The organism is Trinickia diaoshuihuensis (genome assembly GCF_003390925.1).
Taxonomy (GTDB): Bacteria; Pseudomonadota; Gammaproteobacteria; order Burkholderiales; family Burkholderiaceae; genus Trinickia; species Trinickia diaoshuihuensis.
The window spans coordinates 1-23,152 of the sequence record NZ_QUBS01000080.1 but is presented as its reverse complement, the minus strand read 5'-3'; the positions used below and the strand labels follow the sequence as shown (position 1 = coordinate 23,152).

Here is a 23,152-nt window from a genome sequence, read left to right as displayed (position 1 = left end):
GCGTTATTGCGGCGTGGCCGTCGCGCCGCCGTGCGCGGCCGACCATTCGGCGGGCGCGTGCAGGAATTTCTCGACCTCGTCGAGCGTCTTCGTGTCGAAGTAGCCCGATGCCTTGGCCACGCGCAGCACATCCCACCAAGTCGCGAGCGCGTGCAGATCGACGTCGATGTCTTTCAGCACCGACACGCTTTCCTTGAAGATGTTGTAGTGGAACAGCACGAAGCAGTGATTCACGCTTGCGCCAGCCGTGCGCAGCGCATTGATGAAGTTGATCTTGCTGCGGCTGTCCGTGGTCAGGTCCTCGACGAGCAGCACGCGCGAGCCTTCCTCGAGATGCCCTTCGATTTGGGCGTTGCGGCCGAAACCCTTCGGCTTCTTACGCACGTATTGCATCGGCAGCATCATGCGGTCGGCGATCCAGGCGGCGAACGGGATCCCGGCTGTTTCGCCGCCCGCGACCGCGTCGATCTGCTCGAAGCCGACGTCGCGCAGGATCGTCGTCTCGGCCATCTCCATCAAGGCGCGGCGCACGCGCGGGTACGAAATGAGCTTGCGGCAGTCGATATAGACCGGGCTTGCCCAGCCGGACGTGAAGATGAACGGCTTCTCGGCGTTGAAGTGCACCGCCTGCACTTCGAGCAGGATCTTGGCGGTCGTGTCGGAGATCGTTTGGCGATCGTAGCCTGTCATGGGCAAATCCTTGGATGTAGAGCGTGAGGCGGGCGGGCTCGCCCTCGGGCAGCACTCTGGGCGGCTGCGCGCGTAGGCCGGTATTTTACCCGAGTTCCGCTGCCGCCCCGCTGGAAACGAAGATTAGGGGGTGTACACTAGGCGCCCCGCAAATCGCTCACGCGCCGTTTTAGCCCCGGCGCAGCGCCTACCCGGCGCGCAGAGCGGCCGCCGCAGTCGCTCACTTGCCGACTTGCCCGGCGCCGCATCCGGCGTGAGCGTGTCGGCCCCATTCAATAACAGCTCACTCAATTACATCTTTACATCTCGCAGGCTCGGATATGGACGAACAACTGAAGCAAAGCGCCCTCGCATACCATCAGAACCCCAAGCCCGGAAAGATCTCGGTTACGCCCACGAAGCCGTTGTCGAACCAGCTCGATCTTTCGCTGGCTTATTCGCCGGGCGTCGCCGCCGCGTGCGAGGCCATCCACGCCGATCCGCTCGACGCGCAAAAGTACACGTCGCGCGGCAATCTGGTCGGCGTGGTGACGAACGGCACCGCGGTGCTCGGCCTGGGCAATATCGGCCCGCTGGCCGCCAAGCCCGTGATGGAAGGCAAGGGTTGCTTGTTCAAGAAGTTCGCCGGCATCGACGTGTTCGACATCGAGTTGTCCGAGTCGGACCCCGACAAGCTCGTCGAGGCGATCGCGATGCTCGAGCCGACGCTCGGCGGCATCAACCTCGAAGACATCAAGGCGCCCGAGTGCTTCTATATCGAGCAAAAGCTGCGCGAGCGCATGAAGATTCCCGTCTTCCACGACGATCAGCACGGCACGGCGATCATCGCCTCGGCGGCCATCCTGAACGGCTTGAAGGTCGTCGGCAAGGAACTGTCGAAGGTCAAGCTCGTTTGCTCGGGCGCCGGCGCGGCCGCCATCGCGTGCCTCGATTTGCTCGTCAAGCTCGGTCTGTCGAAGGAAAACGTACTCGTCGCCGATTCCAAGGGCGTCATCTATGAAGGGCGCGGCAACCTCGATCCGTCGAAGGCACGCTATGCGGCCGTGACCGAGGCGCGCACGCTTGCCGACGCGATTCAATCGGCCGACGTGTTCCTCGGCTGTTCGAGCGCCGGCGTGCTCAAGCCCGAGATGGTCAAGACGATGGGCGACAAGCCGCTGATTCTCGCGCTGGCCAATCCCGAACCCGAGATCCGCCCCGAGGATGCGAAGGCCGCACGCCCCGACGCGATCATCGCGACGGGCCGCTCGGACTATCCGAATCAGGTCAACAACGTCCTGTGCTTCCCGTTCATCTTCCGCGGCGCGCTCGACGTCGGTGCGACCACGATCACGGAAGAAATGAAGCTCGCCTGCGTGCGCGCGATCGCCGAACTGGCCGAGGAAACGGACCAGGGCGACGAAGTGGCCAAGGCTTACGAGGGACATTCGCTCGAGTTCGGTCCGGAGTATCTGATTCCGAAGCCCTTCGATCCGCGTCTGATCATCAAGATCGCCCCCGCCGTCGCGCAAGCGGCGATGGATTCGGGCGTCGCGACGCGCCCGATCCAAGATATGGATGCCTACCGCGAGCAACTGGGCGCAACGGTCTATCGCACGGGCATGGTCATGCGGCCCGTGTTCGCATCGGCCAAGAAGAAGGCGGCGCGCATCGTCTTCGCCGAGGGCGAGGACGAGCGCGTGCTGCGTGCCGCGCAGTTCGTGCTGATGGAGAAGATCGCCAAGCCGATCATCGTCGGGCGGCCGGCCGTGGTCGAGATGCGGCTCAAGAAGATGGGCTCGAAGCTGCGCGTGGGCGAGGATGTCGAGATCGTCAATCCCGAAGACGATCCGCGCTTTACGCAAAGCTGGCAGCTCTATCACGAGATCGGTGCGCGCGACGGCGTGACGCCCGAGATCGCCAAAGCCGCGATGCGCAAGTTCAATACGCTGATCGGCGCGATTCTGATTCGCTTGGGTCATGCCGACGGCATGATCTGCGGCATGATCGACACGTACCACAGCCACTTGAAATACGTCGAACAGGTGCTGGGCCGCGCGCCGCAAGCCGAGCACTACGCGGCGATGAACTTGCTGATGCTGCCGGGCCGGAACCTGTTCATCTGCGATACCTACGTGAACGAAGTGCCGAGCGCCGAGCAACTGGCCGACATGGCGATCTTGGCCGCGCGCGAAATCGAGCGTTTCGGCATCGTGCCGAAGGTCGCGCTGTTGTCGAATTCGAACTTCGGCAGCGCGCCGTCGGCATCGTCGCAGCGCATGGCGGCCGCGCGCAAGCTCATCAACGAGCGCGCGCCGCAACTCGAAGTCGACGGCGAAATGCACGGTGACGCGGCACTGTCCGAGGTCATTCGCAAGCAGTCGTTCCCCGGCACGACGCTGACGGGCGAGGCGAATCTGCTCTTGATGCCGAACGTCGAGGCCGCGAACATCACGTACAACCTGCTCAAGATGATCGGCGGGGACGGCGTGACGGTGGGACCGTTCCTGCTCGGCGCGGCCAAGCCCGTGCATATCCTCACGCCCGCGGCGACGGTGCGACGCATCATCAATATGACGGCGGTGGCCGCGGCGAACGCCGGCGTGGAATAACGCGCGTAGGCGCTTGACCTGAGTTAGGTGCGCTGCTCCCGCAACGGGGGCAGCGCGACGGGGCCTCCCGTCGCTTCGATGGCAGCATCGTTCTCATACCACTCTCTTTTTATCCCAGCGAAGAATCGAAGAATTCGTCACATCGATATGACGAACGATCGTTGGACGCTCGATTGCCGCCGCTTTTAAATTCGGACTTCCGCATAACTATGCCGAACGAATGAAAAGCGGGGATCGAACTCCGCTCGATAAAAACGATGAGCCTCGAGATAAAAACTATTGGCGCCTTGTCAAAGGCGTTCCTATCGCTTGCGCTTTCGGTGGTCTTGGCGATAGGCGCGAATTGGGCGTGGGCCGAACCCACGGCGGACGCCGGTGCTGTCGGCGCCTCGGCGCCCGCGGGTGCGAGCGGCCCCGTGGGACTGAAGAAAATCGTCGTCACCGGTTCGCGCATCCCGCGCTCGGAAAAAGAAGGCACGACGAGCGTCACCGTCATTACGAGCAAGGATCTCGAAACTAAAGGCTATCGTAATGTATTCGATGCGATCAGCCAGCAGACGCAAAACACCGGTTTTACGCAAGGCGCCGATTACGGCAATACATTTACGCCCGCCGCCAATGCGATCAGTTTGCGCGGATTAGGACCGAACCATACGCTCGTATTGGTGGACGGCCGGCGCGTGGCCGATTACCCGGTGGCTTACGACGGCAATGTCAACTTCGTCAATTTGGCGAACGTGCCCTCGGCGATGATCGACCGGATCGAGATTCTGAACGGGCCGGGCTCCGCGGTCTACGGTTCGGATGCGATCGCGGGCGTCGTCAATATCATCACGAAGAAGCACATCGACGGGATCGAGGTGAACGTCAAGGGCGGGACGACCGAGCAAGGCGGCGGGGCCAACGGCCGTCTCCAGATTACGGGCGGCAAAGAGTTCGGCAATCTCAGCACGGTCTTCGGCATCGAATTGAGCAAGACCAATCCCGTTTGGTCCGACCAGCGCGACTTCATGTCCTCGACGACGCTCGAGGGCGAGTCGCCCACCTCGATCTGGTCGCGCCGCAATCTCGATTCCGGCAGTTACCTCGGCGGCCCCGGCGCCTGCGGTTCGCTCTCGGGCATTGGGGCGTTCGGCGGCAGCGTGTCCGCGGTCGATACCGGCCACGGTATCTTTTGCGGCAGCGGCAAGGCCAAGCCGACGTTTTGGACGACGCAAACGAACAACGCCAGCGAGAACCTGTATGCCGGCGTCGAATATCGCTTGAGCGATAAGACGACGCTGTTCGGGTCCGTCTGGGCGTCATGGGATCAGACGAAGAACAACACGCGCGGCCCGAATTGGACCTCCGCCGCGGCGAGCACGAACTTCTTCTTCAATCAAACGACGGGCGCCGACGAGCAGTGGAGCAAGCGCTTCTCGCCCGAGGAGATCGGCGGCGCGTCCGTGTGGGACAAAGAATGGAACGACGCGTTCGGCAACGTCACCATCGGGGTGCGCGGCAAGATCGGCGACAGTAGCTGGAACTACGAGGCGGCCTACAACGCATCGGGCTACGAGAGCCGCGCCACCGTGCCGCGCTTGTTCTCCAGCGTCGACAACTATTACCTGGGCCCGCAATTGGGCGTCACGGCGGACGGCACGCCGATCTACGCGCCGAACCCGACGCGTTTCGCGACGCCACTCACGCCGGCGCAATTCGCCGGCCTCTACGGTGAATCGGCGAGCCAGAACGATACGTGGACGCAGAACTTCACGCTTAGCGCGAACGGCGATTTGTTCCGGCTGCCGGCGGGGATGGTCAGGGCGGCGGGCGCGCTCGAGTTCGGCATGCAAGGCTTCAAGAACACCCCCGATCCGCTGATCGATCAGGGCGCCTACTACAATCAGAGCGACGCCCAAGCGGCCGGAGGTACGCGCAAACGCTATGCGGCCGCGCTCGAACTGGACGTACCGATCTTTCATCAATTGAACGCGACGCTGGCGGGCCGTTACGACGATTACGCATTCAGCGGCAAGAACGCGGGGCAGTTCACCTATAACCTGGGCCTGGAATACCGCCCGCTCCGAAGCTTGCTTGCCCGCGGCTATTACGGCACGAGCTTTCGGGCGCCGGACATGAACTACCTCTATCAGTCGAAGACGAAAGGCTACTTCGAGAGCACGACCGATTACTATCGATGCAGCCAAGCGGGCCAACCGATCAGCAACTGCTCCTACGCGAACGTCTCGCCGGGCTCGAACTACGTGCAAACGGGCAACGATGCGTTGAAGCCCGAGAATGCGAAATCATGGGGCTACGGCTTCGTGTTCTCACCCACGGCCGATCTCGACGTCTCGGCGGACTATTACGACATTCGCATCGACAATCTCGTCACCGTCATCGATCAGGACAACCTGCTGCATACCGAGGCCGCATGCCGCACGGGCCAACTCGACGTGAACTCGGCCGATTGCCAGGATGCGTTGCGCCGCGTATTGCGCAATCCGATGACGGCGGTGCTCGACCCCGGCGCGATCAACACGATCTTCGTGAATCCGATCAACGCGGCCGTCGAGCACACGAGCGGGTTCGACGTGGGCGGGAAATGGCGTTGGCGCACGCATGGGTTCGGTTCGTTCCTCTGGACCGTCAACTACACGAAGGTGCTGAGCCACACGTATCAACAATTCGCGAATGGTCCCACCCAGGATCTGCTCCACTCCTTGCAGAACCCGACCGGCAATCCGGAGTGGCCCGACAAGCTGGCCGTGAGTTTGACCTGGTCGATTCCGAAATGGACGTCTACGATACAAGTCGAGCGCTACGGCAAGGTGCCGAACGCGGCGCAAACAGCCTATTTGTCGCCCACGGCGCTAGCGAATCTAAGCGTTTCACATGATTTCACGAAGCACTCGTCGCTGACGCTCGTCGTCAACAACCTGATGAACACGATCAAGCACGACGACTCCGCCGGTTGGCCCTACTACACGGTGGGGTACTACATGCCGTACGGCCGCACGTTCTGGCTGGAGTTCGATCATCGCTTCGATTGACGCATCCGGAGACGAAGCGCAATACCCGATACCTATTGGCCCATCCATCAACGTCGATCGTGTGTCGATCGACCCATTGAGAGCATGACACTATGAAGATGCGATCTCGTACGATTGCGCAGGTTGTATCGATTTCCGTCTCGGCACTCGTCATCGCCGCCGCAGGCGCATTGCCGAATATTGCGGCGGCGGCGCCGGAGCAGCATTTGCCGCCCGGTATCGCCTGGCAGCAAGGCGACGTGAATGCGGCGTTCGCGTTGGCCAAAGCATCGAACAAACCGTTGCTGCTTTATTGGGGCGCCGTATGGTGCCCGTCGTGCAACCAAGTCAAGGCGACGATCTTCAGCCGTCAGGCGTTCAAGGAGCGCTCGGCGTTGTTCGTACCGGTCTATCTGGACGGCGATACGGCAAGCGCGCAACAGATCGGCGAGCGCTTCAAGGTGCACGGCTATCCGACGATGATCCTGTTCCGGCCCGACGGTACCGAGATCACGCGACTGCCCGGCGAGGCGGACGTCGATCGATATATGCAGGCGCTCTCGCTCGGCTTGAGCGCGACGCATCCTGTAAGACAGACGTTGACGAATGCGCTGAACGGCGGGGCGCACCTCGATCGCGACGACTGGCGCCTATTGGCCGATTACTCGTGGGATACCGATGGCGACCTGCCCGTGGCGAGCGATCGCATCGGCCAGACGCTGGAGAAGCTCGCGGCGCGCGCGCAAGCCGAACATGCGGACGATGAGTCGCTGCGACTGGAGTTGAAGGCGCTCGTCGTCGAAGTGTCGAACGATCCGAAGCAAAGCGGCACGCTCGACAAGACGAAGGCGCTGGCCGCGCTCGATCAGGTCTTGCACGACGCCAAGCGCAGCCGCCTCTATTCCGATCTGCTCGTGGCCGATCCCGCGAGCGTGACGGCCTACCTGTCGGCGGCCGGGACGCAAGAGCGCAAACGGTTGGTGGAAGCATTCAGCACGACGCTTGCGCGGCTCGAGCAAGATGCGTCGCTCTCGAGCATCGACCGGCTCTCCGCATTGCAAGGCAGAGTGGACCTTGCCAAGCTCGATGCGCCCAAGGGGACGCCGCTTCCGAAGGCGCTCGTCGAGGACGTGCGCCGCACGGTGGCCGATGCCCACAAGGCCGCGAGCAACGCGTTCGAGCGGGAGGTGGTGGTCACGGAGGGCGCGGAACTGCTGACCGACGCGGGTCTCGTCGACGAATCCGATGCGCTGTTGAAGGCGTCGCTGGCGAGTTCGCCGACGCCTTACTACCTCATGTCGAAACTGGCGCTCAACGCGAAGTCGCGCGGCGACAAGGCGGGCGCGCTGGCCTGGTACAAACAGGCCTACGATGCCTCGACGGGGCCGGCCACGCGGCTGCGCTGGGGGGCTTCGTATGTCAGCGGCGTGATCGATCTGGCGCCGAACGACGCGGCGCGGGTGCAAGAGATCGCGTCGAACGTCCTGACGCAAGCGGCGCAAACGCCGAACGCATTTTACGGCGCCAACCGGCGTGCCTTGGGCCGAGTCGTTGCGCGGCTCGCGCAATGGAACAAGGACGGGGCGCATGAATCGACCGTCAAGGCGCTCGCGCGGCAATTGGAGCAAACGTGCGGCAAGCTGCCCGCCGGCGATCCGCAGGCGGCGACCTGCAAGGCGCTCGTGCAGCCGATCGGCGTTTAGCCGACAGCGCGGCGGCGCCCCAAAAACAAAACCCCACGCCGGCAACACGCCGGCGTGGGGTTTTTTCTCGGCCGGCCCTTACCGGCTCACCGTAGGTTATGCCGCGTGCCGCGTCGCTCCGCCCGGCGTGCGCCACTTCGCCAGCAACTCGTTCCACTTCACGCGCACGGCCTTCAGATTGTTCTCCTTCACGTGGCCGTAGCCGCGGATGCCGTCCGGAAGATTCGCAAGCTGAATCGCGAGTTCGAGGTTGCCCGCCGTCAGCCCCGACACGATTTCACGCACGAGCGCTTCGTATTCGCCGATCAGCGCACGCTCGGTGCGGCGCTCCTCGGTCTTACCGAATACGTCGAAGGCCGAGCCGCGCAAGAACTTCATCTTCGCGATCAGCTTGAACGCCGTGAGCATCCACGGGCCGTACTGCTTCTTCACGAGATGGCCCTTGGCATCTTTCTTCGCGGTCATCGGCGGCGCCAGGTGGAAGTTCAATTTCCAATCGCCTTCGAATTGCTCGCGCAGCTTGGCGAGGAACGCAGGATCCGTTTGCAGACGCGCGACTTCGTACTCGTCCTTGTACGCCATCAGCTTGTACAGATTGCGCGCGACGGCTTCGGTCAGCGGCTCGCTTGCGGCCGTGCCGTCGGCCAGCGCCCGTTCGGCGCCGCGTACTTGCGTCACAAGCGTTTCGTAGCGCTTCGCGTAAGCCGCGTCTTGATAGGCGGTCAGCAGCTCGACGCGTTTGGCGATCAGCGCATCGACCGACTTCTTCGTATGCAGCGAGATCACCGTGGCGCCGGCTTCTTGCGAGCCCGCGGCAGGCTTCGCCGCGAGTTCGACGCTGGCGAGGTCGTGCGCGGCGCGACGGCCCCACTCGAAGGCGGCGAGGTTCTTCTCCACTTGCACGCCGTTCAGCTCGATCGCGCGGACGAGCGAGCGATGCTCGAGCGGCAACCACCCGCGCTGCCATGCGTAGCCGAGTACGAACGGGTTCGTGAAGATGGCGTCGCCGAGCAGGGCGACGGTGAGCCGGTTCGCATCGACGAGATCCACATGCTCGCCGGCCGCCGCGCGCACGTCCTGCTCCGTGCTCGTGCCCGGAAACGTCCAGTTCGGGTTTTTGATGAACTCGGCCGTCGGCGTCTTCGAGCTATTGATCACGACGCGCGTCTGGCCCAGCTTCATCCGCGACGTGCATTCGTCGCCGGCGGTCACGATCGCGTCGCAGCCGATCACGAGATTGGCCTCGCCCATCGCGATGCGCGTCGCGTGGATGTCGGTCGGCGCGTTCGCGATCTGCACGTGGCTCATCACGGCGCCGCCCTTTTGCGCGAGGCCCGTGACGTCGAGCACGGTCACGCCCTTTTGCTCGAGGTGCGCGGCCATCCCGAGCAGCGCGCCGATCGTCACGACGCCCGTGCCGCCCACGCCCGTGACGAGCACGCCGTACGGGCGCTGGATTTCGGGCAGAGCGGGTTCGGGGATCGCGGGCAGCGCGTCGCTCGACTTCGCGCCGAGCGGCTTCGGCTTGCGCAGTTGCCCGCCTTCGACCGTCACGAAGCTCGGGCAGAAGCCCTTCAAGCACGAGAAATCTTTGTTGCAGCTCGATTGGTTGATCTGGCGCTTCGTGCCCAGTTCGGTTTCGAGCGGCTCGACCGACAGACAATTCGACTGGACCGAGCAGTCGCCGCACCCTTCGCAGACGGCTTCGTTGATGACGACGCGGCGCGCCGGATCGGGGAATTCGCCTTTCTTGCGGCGGCGCCGTTTCTCGGTCGCGCAGGTCTGGTCGTAGATGAGGATCGTCGTGCCCTCGATCTCGCGCAATTCGCGCTGCACGTCATCGAGCTGATCGCGATGGTGAATCGTCACGCCCGGCGCGAGCAGCGTCGTGCCGCTGTATTTCTGCGGTTCGTCGGTGACGATGACGATCTTCTTTGCTCCCTCGGCCGCGAGCTGATGCGTGATTTGCGGCACCGTCAGCACGCCGTCGACGGGCTGGCCGCCCGTCATCGCCACGGCGTCGTTGTAGAGGATCTTGTAGGTGATGTTCGCTTTGGCGGCGATTGCCGCGCGAATCGCGAGCAAGCCCGAATGGAAGTAGGTGCCGTCGCCGAGGTTCGCGAACACGTGCTTTTCGTTCGTGAACGGCGCCTGCCCCGTCCACGCCACGCCTTCGCCGCCCATCTGGCTAAACGTGCTCGTGTTGCGATCCATCCAGACCGTCATGTAGTGGCAACCGATACCGGCCATCGCGCGGGAGCCGTCGGGTACGTTCGTCGAGGTATTGTGCGGACAGCCCGAGCAGAACCAGGGCTTGCGCTCGGCCGTGACGCGTGGCTTGGCGAGCGCCTTCTCCTTCGCTTCGATGACGGCGATGCGCGCGGCGATGCGCTCGCGCACGTCGGACGGCAACTCGAACTTCTCGAGCCGCGTCGCGATCGCCTTGGCGATCAGCGCCGGCGAGAGTTCGTAATGCGCGGGCAGCAGCCAGTTGCCCATCGGCACCGACCATTCGCCGCCGGCACCGTCTTTTTCGTCGAACTTGCCGAACACGCGCGGACGCTGGCCGTCGGGCCAGTTATACAGCTCCTCCTTGATCGCGTATTCGAGGATCTGGCGCTTTTCCTCGACGACGAGAATTTCGTCCAAGCCGCGCGCGAACGCTTGCGCGCCTTGCGCTTCGAGCGGCCAGACGCAGCCGACCTTATAGAGACGAATACCGATGCGCGAGCACGTTTCGTCGTCTAGCCCGAGGTCGACGAGCGCTTGGCGCACGTCCAGGTAGGCTTTGCCGCCCGTGATGATGCCGAAGCGCGCATGCGGCGAATCGATTTCGACGCGGTCGAGCTTGTTCGCGCGCACATAGGCGAGCGCCGCGTACCACTTGTAGTCGAGCAGACGCGCTTCTTGCACGAGCGGCGGATCGGGCCAGCGGATGTTCAGACCGCCCTCGGGCATGGCGAAGTCGGTCGGCAGGACGATCTGCGTGCGGTGCGGATCGATATCGACCGAAGCCGACGATTCCACCACGTCGGTCACGCACTTCATCGCGACCCACAGGCCCGAGTAACGGCTCATCGCCCAGCCGTGCAGGCCGAAGTCGAGGTATTCCTGGACGTTCGACGGGAAGAGGACGGGCAGGCCGCAGGCCTTGAAGATATGTTCGGATTGATGCGCGAGCGTGGACGACTTGCAGGCGTGGTCGTCGCCGGCCAGCACGAGCACGCCGCCGTGCTGGGACGAACCGGCCGAATTGCCGTGCTTGAGCACGTCGCCCGAGCGATCGACGCCCGGCCCCTTGCCGTACCACATCGAAAACACCCCGTCGTACTTCGCGCCGGGGTAGAGATTGACCTGTTGCGTGCCCCACACGGCCGTGGCGGCGAGATCTTCGTTGATCCCGGGCTGGAATACGACCTGATTCGAGGCGAGGTGCTTCTTGGCCTTCCAAAGGGCGAGGTCGAGCCCGCCGAGGGGGGAGCCGCGATAGCCGGAGATGAACCCGGCGGTATTGAGCCCGGCGGCTTGATCGCGTGCGTGTTGCAGCATCGGCAGGCGCACGAGCGCCTGAATGCCGCTCATGTACGCGCGGCCGCGTTCAAGCGTGTATTTGTCGTCGAGCGTGACGGACGATAGCGCAGCTTCCAGCGAGGCTCGCTGACCTGCGTCTAGCGGGGCATTCATTATGTTGACTCCTCAACCCTGTTTGGGATCACCAAAACGTCTCGGCCTCGAGCATCTTGTGGACGCTTCGGCCGGGGCCGCCATATTGACGGTTTTTTTGCGATGGTAGCACTGGTAAAAACCCGCCGCAGATGTCAAAAATAGTGCCATCGCAAGAGGAATAAGCCTCTGCCGATCCCACGTTATCTCGAATAGGCACGCTCGTATCCGTCTGTAACCACCGTAACGTGTTGTTTTAAGGCTGGAACGCGGGCAGTCGGGCTGGTCTAATTTGCGGACCGTTCAGTTTGGCGGGCATGCAACCCGGGGCCAGGCCGGTGCATCCGGGAGCGTGAAGCGCCAAGCGCGCGCAATATAAGGAGTACAGATGGAAAAACGACACATTCAAACCTTCTTGACCGTGTCCGCCGTATTTTTCGCGATGAGCTTGCCCGCGCGCCAGGCGCAGGCCGGCATGGTCGCGACGGCGGTGTCTCGCACGATCGCCAAGGCCGGTATCGGTGCCGGTCCGGCCGAACGGTGGGCCGCCGCGATGGGCGATGCGCCGGCTCGGCGCACGCCGATCGCGCACGCGAGCCGCAAACATCTCTCGACGATCGAAACGGCATCGGCGAAGGCGGCTCGGACGAGCGAGGACGCGACTGAGGCGAACAGCGTGAATGCCGCGCCGTTCTCGCTGATGTAGCGTCGAGTCGGTTCTAAGCGAAGCGCGGCCCCAGGGGCCGCGCTTCGGTCTTGCGTCAGGCCTTGTCCTGCACGACCCCACGCCGAATCTGATCGAGTTCGATCGATTCGAACAGCGCCTTGAAGTTGCCTTCCCCGAAACCTTGATTGCCCTTGCGCTGGATGATCTCGAAGAAGATCGGGCCGATTTGGTTCTCGGTGAAGATCTGCAAAAGCAGATCGTCTTTCGCGCCGTCGATGAGAATCTTGCGCTTTTTCAGTTCGTCGAGCGGCTCGGTGTGCCCGGGGATGCGGCGATTCACGAGTTCGTAGTACGTGTCGATGGTGTCGAGCAGCTTGATGCCCGAGGCGCGCAGGCCGTCCACGGTGCCGTAGATATCGGTCGAGCCCAAGGCGATGTGCTGAATGCCTTCGCCGTGATAGGCATCGAGGTATTCCTGGATTTGGCCTGCCGTCTCCGATCCTTCCTCGTTGATCGGAATGCGGATCTTGCCGCACGGCGAGGTCATCGCCTTCGATTTCACGCCCGTCACCTTGCCTTCGATGTCGAAGTAGCGGATTTCGCGGAAATTGAATAGCCGCTCGTAGAACGCCGCCCATTCCTGCATGCGGCCGCGATGAACGTTGTGCGTGAGATGGTCGATATAGGTTAGGCCATGGCCGACCGGATGCGGATCGGCTCCGGCAATCGGTTCGAAGTCGACGTCGTAGATGTCGATGTCTCCCACGCTGCCTGCCTGCGCGCCGTTCTTGCCGCGCCAGCGATCGACGAAATAGATCAGCGAATCGCCGATGCCCTTGATGGCCGGAATGTTCAGCTCCATCGGGCCCGTTTTGTTATCGAAGCCCCAAGCGCCGAGGTCGAGCGCGTGCTTGTAGGCCTTCGCCGCATCCTGGACGCGAAATGCGATCGCGCAAATCGACGGGCCGTGCAAGCGCGCGAAGCGTTGCGCAAACGAATCGGGCTCGCCGTTGACGATGAAGTTGATCTCGCCTTGCCGGTAGAGCGTCACATCCTTGTGGCGATGGCGCGCGATAGCGGTGAAACCCATCTGCTCGAACAGTTTGCCGAGCGCTTTCGGGTCGGGTGCCGTGTACTCGATGAACTCGAACCCGTCGGTGCCGACGGGGTTATCCCACGTTTGAACCTGCATACCTGTCTCCTGTCGATATCACCGCGGCCAACCGCCGCACGCCGCCGATAGACGCAAGTGTATAGCCGCCGTCCGGGCAAAAATTTGCGATCTTGGTCGGCTGGCACTACGATTGCGCAATTTTGTGTCTCTTGCGAACCGGAGGGAGTGAGAATATGGCCGATATCGAGCTCGATGCCGTCGACAGACGTATCCTCGCGTTTTTGCAGGAGAACGGCCGCGCGTCGAACCAGGACATCGCCGAGCGCGTGAATTTATCGCCGAGTCCTTGCCTGAGGCGTATTCGGCGTCTGGAAGAGGCCGGGATCATTCGCGGTTACGTCGCGCTGCTCGATCCGCAAAAGCTGGGCCTCGGGCTCTTGGCGTACGTCAACGTCCGGTTGGAAAAGCGCGGCGGCGCCACGGGGCATGCCGGGACCACGCACGCGGAACTCTTTCGCGCCGCGGTGCAGTCGTGGCCGGAAGTCGTCGCCTGTCATGCGATGACGGGTGAGATGGATTACCTGCTGCGCGTGCAGGTGAAAGACATGGTGCACTTTTCGCGCTTCGTGCAGGATCAACTGCTGCACCATCCCTCGGTGATCGACGTCAAAACGAGCTTCGCGCTCGAATCGTTCAAGGAGACGACGGCGCTGCCGATTCTTTGAGGCGCGATTGCGGGGCCGCAAAAGAGACGAGGCGGCGCAAGGCCGCCTCGTCGCGCGTGCCGCACAGGGGAGGGCGGCGCGCGGGGGGGACGAAAAACTTAGGCTAGCGCCTCTGCCGGCACCATCGCCTCGATGATGCGGGCCGTGTTGCGCGCTTGACGCTTGATCGCGTAATCGAACACGGCGGCCTGTTCTTGCAGCATTTCGCTGATGATGCTGGCCTGATCGGCAGGCGGGAGCGTCAGATACGCATCGGCGCTGCCGTACGCGTACTCGATCTTCATCCCGGCCTTCTTGGCGATGTGCATCATCGTCGTATTGCGCGAGAGGCAATACATATACAGCGTCGTGACGCGCGAGTTGCGACCGTGGATGGCGGCGCGCTCGAACAGCTTCGAGCCGACGCCCATGCCGCGCGAGCGTTCGAGCACCGACACGCCGAGTTCAGCCGTGCGTCCGTCGCCGTCGGCCGGCAGGTACGCCAGATGGCCCACGCCGACGAGATCCAGTTCGTGATCGAAAACGCCGAATACTTTGTCGCGCGAGAAATCGATCGAACGCACGTAGTTTTCGATCACATGGTCGGGCGCGGCCTGGCCGAAGCGAAGTAGACGATCGTCGTCGCCGAGCGCGAGAAAATGCGCAAGCAGTTGCTCGCGGTCTCCGGCCGTCAATTCGCGCACGAGAACCGGGGCACGATAAGCCTCTTGCGAGGCGCGCTCGGAAAGCTCGATCGAGGCGGCGGCGCTAGCGGGGGCGTAAAAATTCATCGCGGGTTCTCCTTTCGTCATGCGCACTTGTTGCGGCGCAATGCGAATTCTACCCGATAGGCATATCCCCTAATAGGGAAAACCCGAATTCGATGCTGAGGACCCCCTCTATTGCCGCCATGAAACGGCCTAACTTACTGATTTTTAGAAGGAATGGCGGTGTTGTAGATGTGCAATGCGTCGTTTCGACCGATCAAACGGCCGTTTGATCGATGCTGCGTTGCGGCGAAAGCATCCCCGTGCCGACGTGGCGGCGTCTAGTTCGCGAGGCCCTTTTCGAGCACGTCGATCACCTCGTCCGCGAACTCGCGGTAGCCGAGCCGGCCCCCCGGCTTGAGCCACGTGAAGGTCCAGTTGATCATCCCGAACACCATCATCGTGAGGGCAGTCTGCTTTTCTTTCGAGACGCGGCCCGGATAGGCGCGCGCGAGCTGGCGCGCGAACGCGGCAACGATATCGCGCTGGCGATCGAGGATGATCTCGCGCTGGGTGTCGACGAGGTATTTCACGTCGTTCAATAGGGCGACGTGCCGGCTGTGCGAGGTTTCATATTCGGCGAGGAATGCGCGCACCAGCTCGGCGAAGGTCTCCCGCTCACTCAGTCCGCGCCGTTGGCTCGAGCCTTCGACTTCGGCGATGATCAGCATCAACCGCTTCGTATAGCGGTCGAGCAGGTCGAAGAGAATCGCTTCCTTGCTCTCGTAATAATGATAGAGGCGCGCTTTGGAGGTGCCGCTCGCGCTGGCGAGTTCGGCCATCGACGTGCTGGGGTAGCTCGTTTGCGCGAAGGCGGCGGCGGCGAGCTCGAGGATCTGCTCGCGTTGGGTTTCGTGATCGGGTGCTCGGGTACGGGCCATGATGTCGTCGTCGTTTCGGGCCGGCTGGCGCGCGATCGACGCAAGTCATCATCATCGCCGTGCACCGGGGCCGCCGCGGCGCTAGTGTAAGCGAAGTCAAGCGAAGCGCGGCCCCGCTCAGTCAGCGTTCGTCGTAACTCACGACAACCCGCTCGCTGACCGGATGGCATTGACACGTCAAGACGAAGCCGTCGGCGATCTCTTGCGGCTCGAGCGTGTAGTTCTTGTCCATCTTCACTTCGCCCTCCAGCACTTTGGCCCGGCAAGTGCAGCACACGCCCCCCTTGCAAGCGTACGGCAAGGCAAGACCGGCGTGCAGACCGACGTCGAGCAGGCTCGCGCCTTCATACGGCAGGCGCATCTTGCGGCGGTTGCCGTCGATGATGATTTCGAGATCGGCGGCCGGCGTCTCGTCGGTGATCTCGACGACGGGCGCGCCCGCTTGCGGCAGCGGCGTGCCGAACCGTTCGACGTGTACCTTCGACTCGGCGACGCCCGCCGCCTTGAGCGCCGCTTCCGCCGCATCCATCATCGGCGCGGGACCGCAGATGAACGCTTCGTCGATCGAATCGGGCGAGACGAGCGCATCGAGGAATGCGGCGCACTTGTCGCGATCGAGCACACCGTTGAAGAGATCGACGTCCTGCATGTCGTCCGACAGCACGTTGTACAGAACGAACCGGTTCATGTAGCGATTCTTCAGGTCCTCGAGTTCCTCGGCGAACATGATCGCGTCGACGCTGCGATTGCCATAGATCAGCGTGAACGTGCTGCGCGGCTCCAGTTCGAGCGTCGTTTTGACGATGGCCAGCACCGGCGTGATACCCGAGCCGCCCGCGAAAGCGACGTACTGTTTGCCTTGTTCGGCATTCAGGTGCGTGAAGAAGCGCCCATCGGGCGTCATGACCTCGATCGTATGGCCGGCTTGCAGCGTGTCGAACGCGAAGTTCGAGAAGCGGCCGCCGCGCACGCGCTTGATGCCGATGCGCAATTCGCCGTCGCGATCGTAATCGGTCACGCCGACGCAAATCGAATACGAGCGCCGCGTTTCCTCGCCGTCGACGTGCGCTTTCAGCGTCACGAATTGCCCCTGCGTGAAACGATATTGCTCGCGCAGCTCGGGCGGGACTTCGAACGAAACGGAAACCGCGTCGGCGGTTTCGGGCCGCACCTCGCGGATGCGCAGCGAATGAAATTGCGGGGTCGCCATAGTCACACAGTCAGTAAGGTTTGAAGTAATCGAAGGGTTCGCGGCAGTCCAAGCATCGATAGAGCGCCTTGCATGCCGTCGAACCGAACTGCGAGAGGCGTTCGGTGTGGGCCGAGCCGCAGCGCGGGCACGCCGGCGAGCCGGCCGAGCGAGCCACGAAACGGATCGCCTGCTCGGAGCCGCCTGCCGGCGTGCCGGCACAGCGCCCGCCGGGCGGCGCGATGCCGTACGCTCGTAGCTTCTCGCGCGCTTCGTCGGTGATCCAGTCGGTGGTCCACGCGGGGGCGAGAACCGTCTTGATTCGATGCGGCGTCAAGCCGGCCCGCTCGAGCGCGTGCGCGATGTCCTCGGCGATGTGCGCCATGGCCGGGCATCCCGAATAGGTCGGCGTGATCACGACCTCAAGCGTGCCGTCATCGGCTTGCTCGACGCTGCGCAAGATGCCGAGTTCACGGATCGAGACGACCGGAATTTCGGGATCGGGCACCGATTCGAGCACCGACCATGCGCGCGCGAGCGCGTCGGCGCCGCGTGCGGAGTGGGGGACGCTTGTCATGTCGAACACCTCGCGCGTGGGACGTGGGCGCGCCGATCACCAGCTTGCGCCGGGATGCTGACGAGCGAGACTTTGCATTTCCGCGAGCAAGAAGCCCATGTGCTCCGAGTGCTCGCCGTGCTTGCCCGTCGTCACATGCACGGCGGGCGGGGGTAGCGTCAGCGTCGCTTCGTCCAAGGCAGCATGGACGTCGGCGAGCCAAGCCGCTTCGAACGCCACGGTGCGCACGCCGATACCGGCGGCGGCCACCGCGTCTTCGAGCGCATCGGGCGCAAACCATTCGCGTGTGTAGGGCATCAAGTATTCGAGCGCCGCTTGCATGCGGCGGTGCGACTCTTCGGTACCGTCGCCCAGGCGCACGAGCCAATCGCGCGCATGCTGCAACTGATAGCGCGTCTCCTTGATCGACTTCGATGCGATCGCGGCCAGTTGTGCGTCCTTCGAGCCTTCGAGTGCCGTCCAAACATGCGCCATCAACGCCGTGTACAAATAGTTGCGCACGATCGTGACCGCATAGTCTCGATCGCCTCGCGCCGTGCCGCTGAGGGGGCCGCCATGCGGCAACTCGAGCAGCGTGTAGTTTTTGAACTCGCGCTCGGCGCGGAAATACGCGTAATCGTCCTCGGTCTTGTTCGCGCCGGTGAGCGCGTGCTCGAGCGTCGCCGCGTGCGAGTAGAGCATGCGCGCCTGGCCGATGAGATCGAGGCTCATGTTGGCGAGTGCGATGTCTTCTTCGAGCACCGGACCGTGACCGCACCACTCGGCGTTGCGCTGACCGAGGATCAGCGCGTTATCGGCGAGGCGCAGGACGTACGAAAGATGTTCGGGCGTGGTCGTCATGACACTCTTACATATGGTTGACTGCGTCGGGCAGCGTATAGAACGTCGGGTGGCGATAGATCTTGTCGCCGGCCGGCTCGAACAGATCGGCTTTCTCGTTCGGATCGGAGGCTGTGATGGCCGCCGCGGGCACGACCCAAATGCTGACGCCTTCCTGGCGGCGCGTGTAGACGTCGCGCGCCATGCGCAGCGCCATCGACGCATCGGCGGCGTGCAAGCTGCCGCAGTGCTTGTGGTCGAGCCCTTGCTTGCTGCGCACGAACACTTCCCAGATCGGCCATTCCTTGTTCATGAACTCACTCCTGAATGCGTGGCGATGCTAAACGCTGGTTAATCGGTGACGAAGGCAAGGCGGCGGTTCAAGCCGCTTCTTGCTGTGCGCGCAAGCGCACCTTCTCGGCGTGGGCGAGGGCCGCTTCGCGGACCCAGGCACCGTCGTCGTGCGCCTTCACGCGCGTGGCGAGGCGCTCCTTGTTGCAGGGACCGTCGCCGTTCACGACGCGCCAAAATTCGTCCCAATCGATCGAGCCGTAGTCGTAATGACCGCGCGCCTCGTTCCACTTCAAATCGGGATCGGGCAGCGTCACGCCCAGCACCTTCGCTTGCTCGACGGTGGCATCGACGAATTTCTGGCGCAGATCGTCGTTCGAGATCCGCTTGATGCCCCACTTGGCCGATTGGTTGCTATGGACCGAGTCCTTGTCGCTCGGGCCGAACATCATCAATACCGGCCACCACCAGCGATCGACCGCTTGCTGAACGAGTTCGCGCTGCGCCTCGGTGCCCTTCATCATCGCCAGCAGCGCATCGAAGCCTTGGCGCTGGTGGAACGACTCTTCCTTGCAGATGCGGATCATGGCGCGCGCATAGGGCCCGTACGTGCAGCGGCACAGCGGTATCTGATTCATGATCGCCGCGCCGTCCACGAGCCAGCCGATCACGCCGACGTCGGCCCAGGTCGGCGTCGGGTAATTGAAAATGCTCGAATACTTGGCCCGGCCGCTGTGCAGCGCGGCGACGAGATCGTCGCGCGACACGCCCAGCGTTTCCGCGGCGCTATACAGATAGAGCCCGTGGCCGCCTTCGTCTTGCACCTTGGCCAGCAGGATCGCCTTGCGCTTCAGGCTCGGCGCGCGGGAGATCCAATTGCCCTCGGGCAGCATGCCGACGATTTCCGAATGGGCGTGCTGCGAGATTTGCCGCACGAGCGTTTTCCGGTAGGCGTCGGGCATCCAGTCTTGCGGCTCGACCTTGCCGTCCGCTGCGATCACCGCGTCGAAGCGTGCTTGCTCGGGCGTTTGAGCGCCGGCGTCGAGCGCCGCCACATTGCCCGGAATGTCGAGGGATTGCGTATACATGGGGAACGATCTCGTCCTGGGTTGTACGTTGTGGCGAGTATAAACCAACCGACCGGTCGGTTAATAAATAATTTTTAGGGCGGGATCCGTGGCGACTGGACGGCCGCGCGGACCGAAAAAAGGGCGGGCTCCGGCATGGCGGGCGGCTGCTAGACTGAAGGCACCGCCTATATCCAGCAACGCGATCATGACGACCGTCTATTTCGTGAAAACCGGCGAGCAGTATCTCTGTCCGGGAGAGGATGGCGACGTCGGGTTGACGCCGTCGTTCGAGGAAGCCGAGCACTTCCTGTCGTATGAGGAAGCCGAGCGCGCCGCGCGCAGCAATGCCGGCTCCGGCTACGAGATCATCGTCCGGCAGCAAGGCTGAGCGCCCGAAGGCGCTCGTTCAGCTTATTTGTCCATGCCCCACGAGGCGAGCACGGCGTGGATGCTGCGCGCGTATCCATCGCGCAGCGACGGCGTTTCCGAGTGATAGGCGCCGATCGCATGCCAGGTGTTGCCGTAGCGAATCATCTTTTGCTTGAGCATCCAGGCGGCCACGTAGGTGTTGACGCACGCATCCTTGAGCGCACCGGGCGGCACCCCGTAGCGGCGCAATTCGGCGAAATGGACCGAATTGATTTGGGCCTGGCCCACGTCGATGCTTCCGTCCGCATTGCGGTGCACCGCATTGGGGTTGCCCTTCGATTCGTACCAGGCGATCGCGCGCAAGACGAGTGGGTTCACGCCTTGGTAAGCCCCGGCGCGAGCGAAACAGTCTTCATCGGCGCGCGCACTGTTCGCACCGGTAAGCAGGCATGCGACGGCGGCTAGCGCCGCGCCGAGGCGGGCGGCGAGCCGAGGATTGCGGACGGACGATGCGATCATTGCCGACGACTCCTACGTTTGGGTTGGGCCGCCGGCCTTATCGGGTCCAGGCCACGGAAACCGTGTCGGCGCCGCCATGGGCCGAGCGGGCCGAGGCGTGCAAGATATCGTCGAGCTTGCGATCGACTTGCGTCAGGTAGAGCTGCGACTCGTCGGAGACCACCACGCGAACGACCGGTTCGGCCGCGCTTTTGCGCGATGCGCTCTTGTGGCCCTTCTTGCCGGTCCGGCGTCCGCCGTTCGCCGGCGCCGCGTCTTCCACTTGCTCGGCGGCCGACGGCGGCAGCGAAGCGAGCGAGGGCAGCGGCGGGAACAACTGGCCAGGACCCGCGCTTTCGCCGGACAGCTTGGAGGCCGCGCCGGCAAGCGCATTGGTTTCGGCGTGGGCCGGGAGCGTGCCGGCGGCGAGTAGTGCGCCGGCCAGCGCGAGAGCGGAACGGGAAATCATGATCGTCTCCGGTGGCTATTCGATGGGTACGACTTGAATGCTGTAGGGATGGCAACTGCCGACGGAGAGGTTTTCGATCTGAACCGAACCGCCGCGCGCCGACGCGATGCCCCGCTTGACCGATTGATTTAAATAAGGAAAGTCCTGCGGGAGCGCGGCAATGACGATGCGAGCGCTCTGCTGCTTGGATGCGACCGCGCCCACTTTGACGAGGACTTCGGTGAGGTGGGGATCGTGCGCGCCGAGTGCGTCCGCGGGGATCGCGATGTCGACGAGTTTGGCGGGACCCTGCGCGCTTGCGGCCGAAGCCGATTGCTGACCGTCGTTCGATCGCAGAGCTTGCATTTGCGCGCACCCGGTTAGGGCTGCCGCGGCAAGGAGGGTGATGAAGGCTTTCACGATTATCTCCAACGCTGAGAAGTGCGTTATCGGCAGCTAGGGCCCGATGATTAAAACCGACGAAAGCCAAACGAGGGAAAACCTCTATACGGGGAAGAGACCCGAGCAACGGCTGCGCACCCGCCTTTATGGCCGGGGCGCCGTTGAGGCACAATCGCCGCTTGTCCTATCCGCTTCGATTTGCGTATCCATGCTTTCTTCTTCTATTTCGCCGGTGTTGCGAGCAATGACGGCTGCCGCGGTCATCGCCGTCGCTTTCGCGGCGAACGCCGCGCAGCCGGCGACGAGCGCCGCGGAGCAAGGTTGGGTTAGTGCTTGGGCGACCGCGCTGCAGGCGATCCCAGACGTCCCCGATCCACCGCCGCTGTATCGGACGCCCGACGTCGCCGGACGCACGGTCAGACAGATCGTCTACCCGACCGTGTCGGGACGTGGCGTGCGTATTCGCGTCAGCAATGCTTACGGCCGTGCGCCGCTTACGTTGACGGATGTAGTGCTGGCGCGCTCGGCGGGCGGCGCGGCCACGCAACCGGGCACGTCCATGCAAGTGACGTTCGGCGGCAAGAGCGCGATCACGCTGCAACCGGGAGAGGAGATCGATAGCGATGCGATCCCCGCTAGCGTAACGGCCGGCGAACCGTATGCGATCAGCCTCGCGGCGGGGTCGCGGCAGACGCTGACCGCTTGGCATCGCGTGGCGAACCAAGTCAACTATGTCTCGACGCCGGGCGATCATGCCGCCGATGCGGACGCAGGCGCATACCCGCGCAAGTTCACCGAATCGGCGTGGGTGAGCGGCCTGGACGTGCGTGCGCGCGACGCGTCGGCGATCGTCGCGATCGGCGATTCGATCACGGACGGCTTGCGTTCGAGCCTGAATCGGAACCACCGCTGGCCGGATGTTTTCGCGCGCCGGCTCGACGAGGGCGGGGCGGCGGGTTGGTCGGTGCTCAATCTCGGCATCAGCGGCAATCGTCTGCTGAGCGCCTCTCCTTGTTATGGGGAAGCGCTCGAGCGGCGGTTCGAGCGCGACGCCCTGCGACATCCCGCCGTGCGCGCGGTGATCGTGATGATCGGCATCAACGACATCAACTTCGCGGCGATGCCGCCGCGCGCCGGGCTCGACTGCGACTTTCCGCATACGGCCGTGACGGCGCGCGAGCTGACCGACGGCTATCGCCGCTTGATCGAGCTCGCTCACCGAAGCGGGATCCGCATATACGGCGCGACGTTGACCCCGGCGACGCTGCCGCCCGCGCGCGAAGCGATGCGCGCATCGGTCAACGAATGGATTCGTACGAGCGGCGCGTTCGACGGCGTCGTCGATTTCGATGCCGCGCTACGGGACCCTTCGCATCCGGCGCAACTGCAGCGCCGCTTCGATAGCGGGGACCACATTCACCCGAACGACGAGGGATATGCGGCGATGGCGGCGGCGGTGCCGCTCGCGACGATCGCCGATGCCGCGCGGCGCTGAAAAAAATTTGCGTCACACCCTTGTCATGGGATGTGTGTTTGACCTACTATTCGCATCCTCATTTGATGAGGGGCGACGAAACGGCGCCGACGGCAACAGGTTTTAAGCGATGTGCTAAAAAAACTGTTGACGAGATGCAAAAGGTTCTGCATAATCTCGTTTCTCTGCTGCTGACGCAGCAACGCAAGACGGGCGGTACT

General features: G+C 63.4%; 20 protein-coding genes. 7 read left to right on the top strand and 13 right to left on the bottom strand.

The window, feature by feature from the left end:
* Positions 1 to 3 precede the first annotated feature (3 nt).
* Positions 4 to 690: an orotate phosphoribosyltransferase gene (locus tag DXT59_RS17815; RefSeq protein ID WP_116138196.1), complete on the bottom strand. Its 687-nt coding sequence runs from the start codon at positions 688 to 690 to the stop codon at positions 4 to 6.
* Between the two features lie 320 nt (positions 691 to 1,010).
* Here DXT59_RS17815 and DXT59_RS17810 point away from each other — a divergent pair, with 320 nt between their 5' ends.
* The 3 genes from DXT59_RS17810 to DXT59_RS17800 all read left to right on the top strand — a co-directional run bounded on the left by DXT59_RS17810 (position 1,011) and on the right by DXT59_RS17800 (position 7,998).
* Positions 1,011 to 3,281, top strand: a complete 2,271-nt coding sequence (locus tag DXT59_RS17810; RefSeq protein WP_116138195.1) for an NADP-dependent malic enzyme — start codon at positions 1,011 to 1,013, stop codon at positions 3,279 to 3,281.
* 257 nt (positions 3,282 to 3,538) lie between these two features.
* Positions 3,539 to 6,316 (top strand): TonB-dependent receptor plug domain-containing protein, encoded by a 2,778-nt coding sequence (locus DXT59_RS17805; protein WP_116138194.1) that lies wholly within the window; start codon positions 3,539 to 3,541, stop codon positions 6,314 to 6,316.
* A gap of 92 nt (positions 6,317 to 6,408) precedes the next feature.
* Positions 6,409 to 7,998 carry a thioredoxin family protein gene (locus DXT59_RS17800; RefSeq protein WP_116138193.1) on the top strand — a complete coding sequence of 530 codons (1,590 nt, stop codon included), beginning with the start codon at positions 6,409 to 6,411 and terminating at the stop codon, positions 7,996 to 7,998.
* 96 nt (positions 7,999 to 8,094) lie between these two features.
* Here DXT59_RS17800 and DXT59_RS17795 read toward each other — a convergent pair whose 3' ends face one another.
* Positions 8,095 to 11,682 carry an indolepyruvate ferredoxin oxidoreductase family protein gene (locus DXT59_RS17795; protein ID WP_116138192.1) on the bottom strand — a complete coding sequence of 1,196 codons (3,588 nt, stop codon included), beginning with the start codon at positions 11,680 to 11,682 and terminating at the stop codon, positions 8,095 to 8,097.
* Positions 11,683 to 12,049: 367 nt separating this feature from the next.
* Here DXT59_RS17795 and DXT59_RS17790 point away from each other — a divergent pair, with 367 nt between their 5' ends.
* On the top strand, positions 12,050 to 12,367 hold the full coding sequence (locus DXT59_RS17790) for a hypothetical protein (RefSeq protein WP_116138191.1): 318 nt from the start codon (positions 12,050 to 12,052) through the stop codon (positions 12,365 to 12,367).
* A gap of 55 nt (positions 12,368 to 12,422) precedes the next feature.
* On the opposite strand, the gene hppD is transcribed toward DXT59_RS17790, so the two are convergent.
* On the bottom strand, positions 12,423 to 13,520 hold the full coding sequence (gene hppD, locus DXT59_RS17785) for a 4-hydroxyphenylpyruvate dioxygenase (RefSeq protein WP_116138190.1): 1,098 nt from the start codon (positions 13,518 to 13,520) through the stop codon (positions 12,423 to 12,425).
* 155 nt (positions 13,521 to 13,675) lie between these two features.
* On the opposite strand from hppD, the gene DXT59_RS17780 reads away from it, so the two are divergent.
* Positions 13,676 to 14,167 carry an Lrp/AsnC family transcriptional regulator gene (locus tag DXT59_RS17780; RefSeq protein WP_116138189.1) on the top strand — a complete coding sequence of 164 codons (492 nt, stop codon included), beginning with the start codon at positions 13,676 to 13,678 and terminating at the stop codon, positions 14,165 to 14,167.
* Between the two features lie 98 nt (positions 14,168 to 14,265).
* Here the strand turns inward: DXT59_RS17780 and DXT59_RS17775 are convergent, their stop codons facing one another.
* The 7 genes from DXT59_RS17775 to paaA form a co-directional block, all read right to left on the bottom strand.
* Positions 14,266 to 14,937 (bottom strand): GNAT family N-acetyltransferase, encoded by a 672-nt coding sequence (locus DXT59_RS17775; protein WP_116138266.1) that lies wholly within the window; start codon positions 14,935 to 14,937, stop codon positions 14,266 to 14,268.
* Between the two features lie 257 nt (positions 14,938 to 15,194).
* Positions 15,195 to 15,794, bottom strand: a complete 600-nt coding sequence (locus DXT59_RS17770) for a TetR/AcrR family transcriptional regulator (protein WP_116138188.1) — start codon at positions 15,792 to 15,794, stop codon at positions 15,195 to 15,197.
* A gap of 121 nt (positions 15,795 to 15,915) precedes the next feature.
* A complete protein-coding gene (paaE, locus tag DXT59_RS17765; RefSeq protein ID WP_116138187.1) occupies positions 15,916 to 17,004 on the bottom strand; it encodes a 1,2-phenylacetyl-CoA epoxidase subunit PaaE in 1,089 nt (362 codons plus the stop codon).
* A gap of 10 nt (positions 17,005 to 17,014) precedes the next feature.
* The gene (paaD, locus tag DXT59_RS17760) at positions 17,015 to 17,560 is read right to left on the bottom strand and encodes a 1,2-phenylacetyl-CoA epoxidase subunit PaaD (RefSeq protein ID WP_116138186.1); all 546 of its coding nucleotides are present in this window, start codon (positions 17,558 to 17,560) and stop codon (positions 17,015 to 17,017) included.
* A 36-nt stretch (positions 17,561 to 17,596) separates the two neighbouring features.
* Positions 17,597 to 18,400 (bottom strand): 1,2-phenylacetyl-CoA epoxidase subunit PaaC, encoded by an 804-nt coding sequence (paaC, locus tag DXT59_RS17755; protein WP_116138185.1) that lies wholly within the window; start codon positions 18,398 to 18,400, stop codon positions 17,597 to 17,599.
* A 7-nt stretch (positions 18,401 to 18,407) separates the two neighbouring features.
* A complete protein-coding gene (gene paaB, locus DXT59_RS17750) occupies positions 18,408 to 18,692 on the bottom strand; it encodes a 1,2-phenylacetyl-CoA epoxidase subunit PaaB (protein WP_102649412.1) in 285 nt (94 codons plus the stop codon).
* 67 nt (positions 18,693 to 18,759) lie between these two features.
* Complete coding sequence (paaA, locus tag DXT59_RS17745; RefSeq protein ID WP_116138184.1) at positions 18,760 to 19,758, bottom strand: 1,2-phenylacetyl-CoA epoxidase subunit PaaA; 999 nt, start codon at positions 19,756 to 19,758, stop codon at positions 18,760 to 18,762.
* A gap of 187 nt (positions 19,759 to 19,945) precedes the next feature.
* Here paaA and DXT59_RS17740 point away from each other — a divergent pair, with 187 nt between their 5' ends.
* On the top strand, positions 19,946 to 20,128 hold the full coding sequence (locus tag DXT59_RS17740) for a hypothetical protein (RefSeq protein WP_116138183.1): 183 nt from the start codon (positions 19,946 to 19,948) through the stop codon (positions 20,126 to 20,128).
* A 23-nt stretch (positions 20,129 to 20,151) separates the two neighbouring features.
* On the opposite strand, the gene DXT59_RS17735 is transcribed toward DXT59_RS17740, so the two are convergent.
* From DXT59_RS17735 to DXT59_RS17725, 3 genes are read right to left on the bottom strand one after another with little or no spacing between them, the layout of a single operon-like run.
* Entirely contained in the window at positions 20,152 to 20,628 is a 477-nt protein-coding gene (locus DXT59_RS17735; RefSeq protein WP_116138182.1) for a lytic transglycosylase domain-containing protein, read from the bottom strand.
* 37 nt (positions 20,629 to 20,665) lie between these two features.
* Positions 20,666 to 21,076: a hypothetical protein gene (locus DXT59_RS17730; protein ID WP_116138181.1), complete on the bottom strand. Its 411-nt coding sequence runs from the start codon at positions 21,074 to 21,076 to the stop codon at positions 20,666 to 20,668.
* A 15-nt stretch (positions 21,077 to 21,091) separates the two neighbouring features.
* Positions 21,092 to 21,475, bottom strand: a complete 384-nt coding sequence (locus tag DXT59_RS17725) for a hypothetical protein (RefSeq protein WP_116138265.1) — start codon at positions 21,473 to 21,475, stop codon at positions 21,092 to 21,094.
* Positions 21,476 to 21,701: 226 nt separating this feature from the next.
* Here DXT59_RS17725 and DXT59_RS17720 point away from each other — a divergent pair, with 226 nt between their 5' ends.
* The gene (locus DXT59_RS17720) at positions 21,702 to 22,952 is read left to right on the top strand and encodes an SGNH/GDSL hydrolase family protein (RefSeq protein ID WP_116138180.1); all 1,251 of its coding nucleotides are present in this window, start codon (positions 21,702 to 21,704) and stop codon (positions 22,950 to 22,952) included.
* The last annotated feature ends 200 nt before the right edge of the window (positions 22,953 to 23,152 follow it).

Excerpts from the sequence above, each read along its gene's own strand:
- DXT59_RS17815 (WP_116138196.1), bottom strand. The coding sequence starts at position 690 with ATGACAGGCTACGATCGCCAAACGATCTCCGACACGACCGCCAAGATC.
- DXT59_RS17810 (WP_116138195.1), top strand. The coding sequence starts at position 1,011 with ATGGACGAACAACTGAAGCAAAGCGCCCTCGCATACCATCAGAACCCC.
- DXT59_RS17805 (WP_116138194.1), top strand. The coding sequence starts at position 3,539 with ATGAGCCTCGAGATAAAAACTATTGGCGCCTTGTCAAAGGCGTTCCTA.
- DXT59_RS17800 (WP_116138193.1), top strand. The coding sequence starts at position 6,409 with ATGAAGATGCGATCTCGTACGATTGCGCAGGTTGTATCGATTTCCGTC.
- DXT59_RS17795 (WP_116138192.1), bottom strand. The coding sequence starts at position 11,682 with ATGAATGCCCCGCTAGACGCAGGTCAGCGAGCCTCGCTGGAAGCTGCG.
- DXT59_RS17790 (WP_116138191.1), top strand. The coding sequence starts at position 12,050 with ATGGAAAAACGACACATTCAAACCTTCTTGACCGTGTCCGCCGTATTT.
- hppD (WP_116138190.1), bottom strand. The coding sequence starts at position 13,520 with ATGCAGGTTCAAACGTGGGATAACCCCGTCGGCACCGACGGGTTCGAG.
- DXT59_RS17780 (WP_116138189.1), top strand. The coding sequence starts at position 13,676 with ATGGCCGATATCGAGCTCGATGCCGTCGACAGACGTATCCTCGCGTTT.
- DXT59_RS17775 (WP_116138266.1), bottom strand. The coding sequence starts at position 14,937 with ATGAATTTTTACGCCCCCGCTAGCGCCGCCGCCTCGATCGAGCTTTCC.
- DXT59_RS17770 (WP_116138188.1), bottom strand. The coding sequence starts at position 15,794 with ATGGCCCGTACCCGAGCACCCGATCACGAAACCCAACGCGAGCAGATC.
- paaE (WP_116138187.1), bottom strand. The coding sequence starts at position 17,004 with ATGGCGACCCCGCAATTTCATTCGCTGCGCATCCGCGAGGTGCGGCCC.
- paaD (WP_116138186.1), bottom strand. The coding sequence starts at position 17,560 with ATGACAAGCGTCCCCCACTCCGCACGCGGCGCCGACGCGCTCGCGCGC.
- paaC (WP_116138185.1), bottom strand. The coding sequence starts at position 18,400 with ATGACGACCACGCCCGAACATCTTTCGTACGTCCTGCGCCTCGCCGAT.
- paaB (WP_102649412.1), bottom strand. The coding sequence starts at position 18,692 with ATGAACAAGGAATGGCCGATCTGGGAAGTGTTCGTGCGCAGCAAGCAA.
- paaA (WP_116138184.1), bottom strand. The coding sequence starts at position 19,758 with ATGTATACGCAATCCCTCGACATTCCGGGCAATGTGGCGGCGCTCGAC.
- DXT59_RS17740 (WP_116138183.1), top strand. The coding sequence starts at position 19,946 with ATGACGACCGTCTATTTCGTGAAAACCGGCGAGCAGTATCTCTGTCCG.
- DXT59_RS17735 (WP_116138182.1), bottom strand. The coding sequence starts at position 20,628 with ATGATCGCATCGTCCGTCCGCAATCCTCGGCTCGCCGCCCGCCTCGGC.
- DXT59_RS17730 (WP_116138181.1), bottom strand. The coding sequence starts at position 21,076 with ATGATTTCCCGTTCCGCTCTCGCGCTGGCCGGCGCACTACTCGCCGCC.
- DXT59_RS17720 (WP_116138180.1), top strand. The coding sequence starts at position 21,702 with ATGACGGCTGCCGCGGTCATCGCCGTCGCTTTCGCGGCGAACGCCGCG.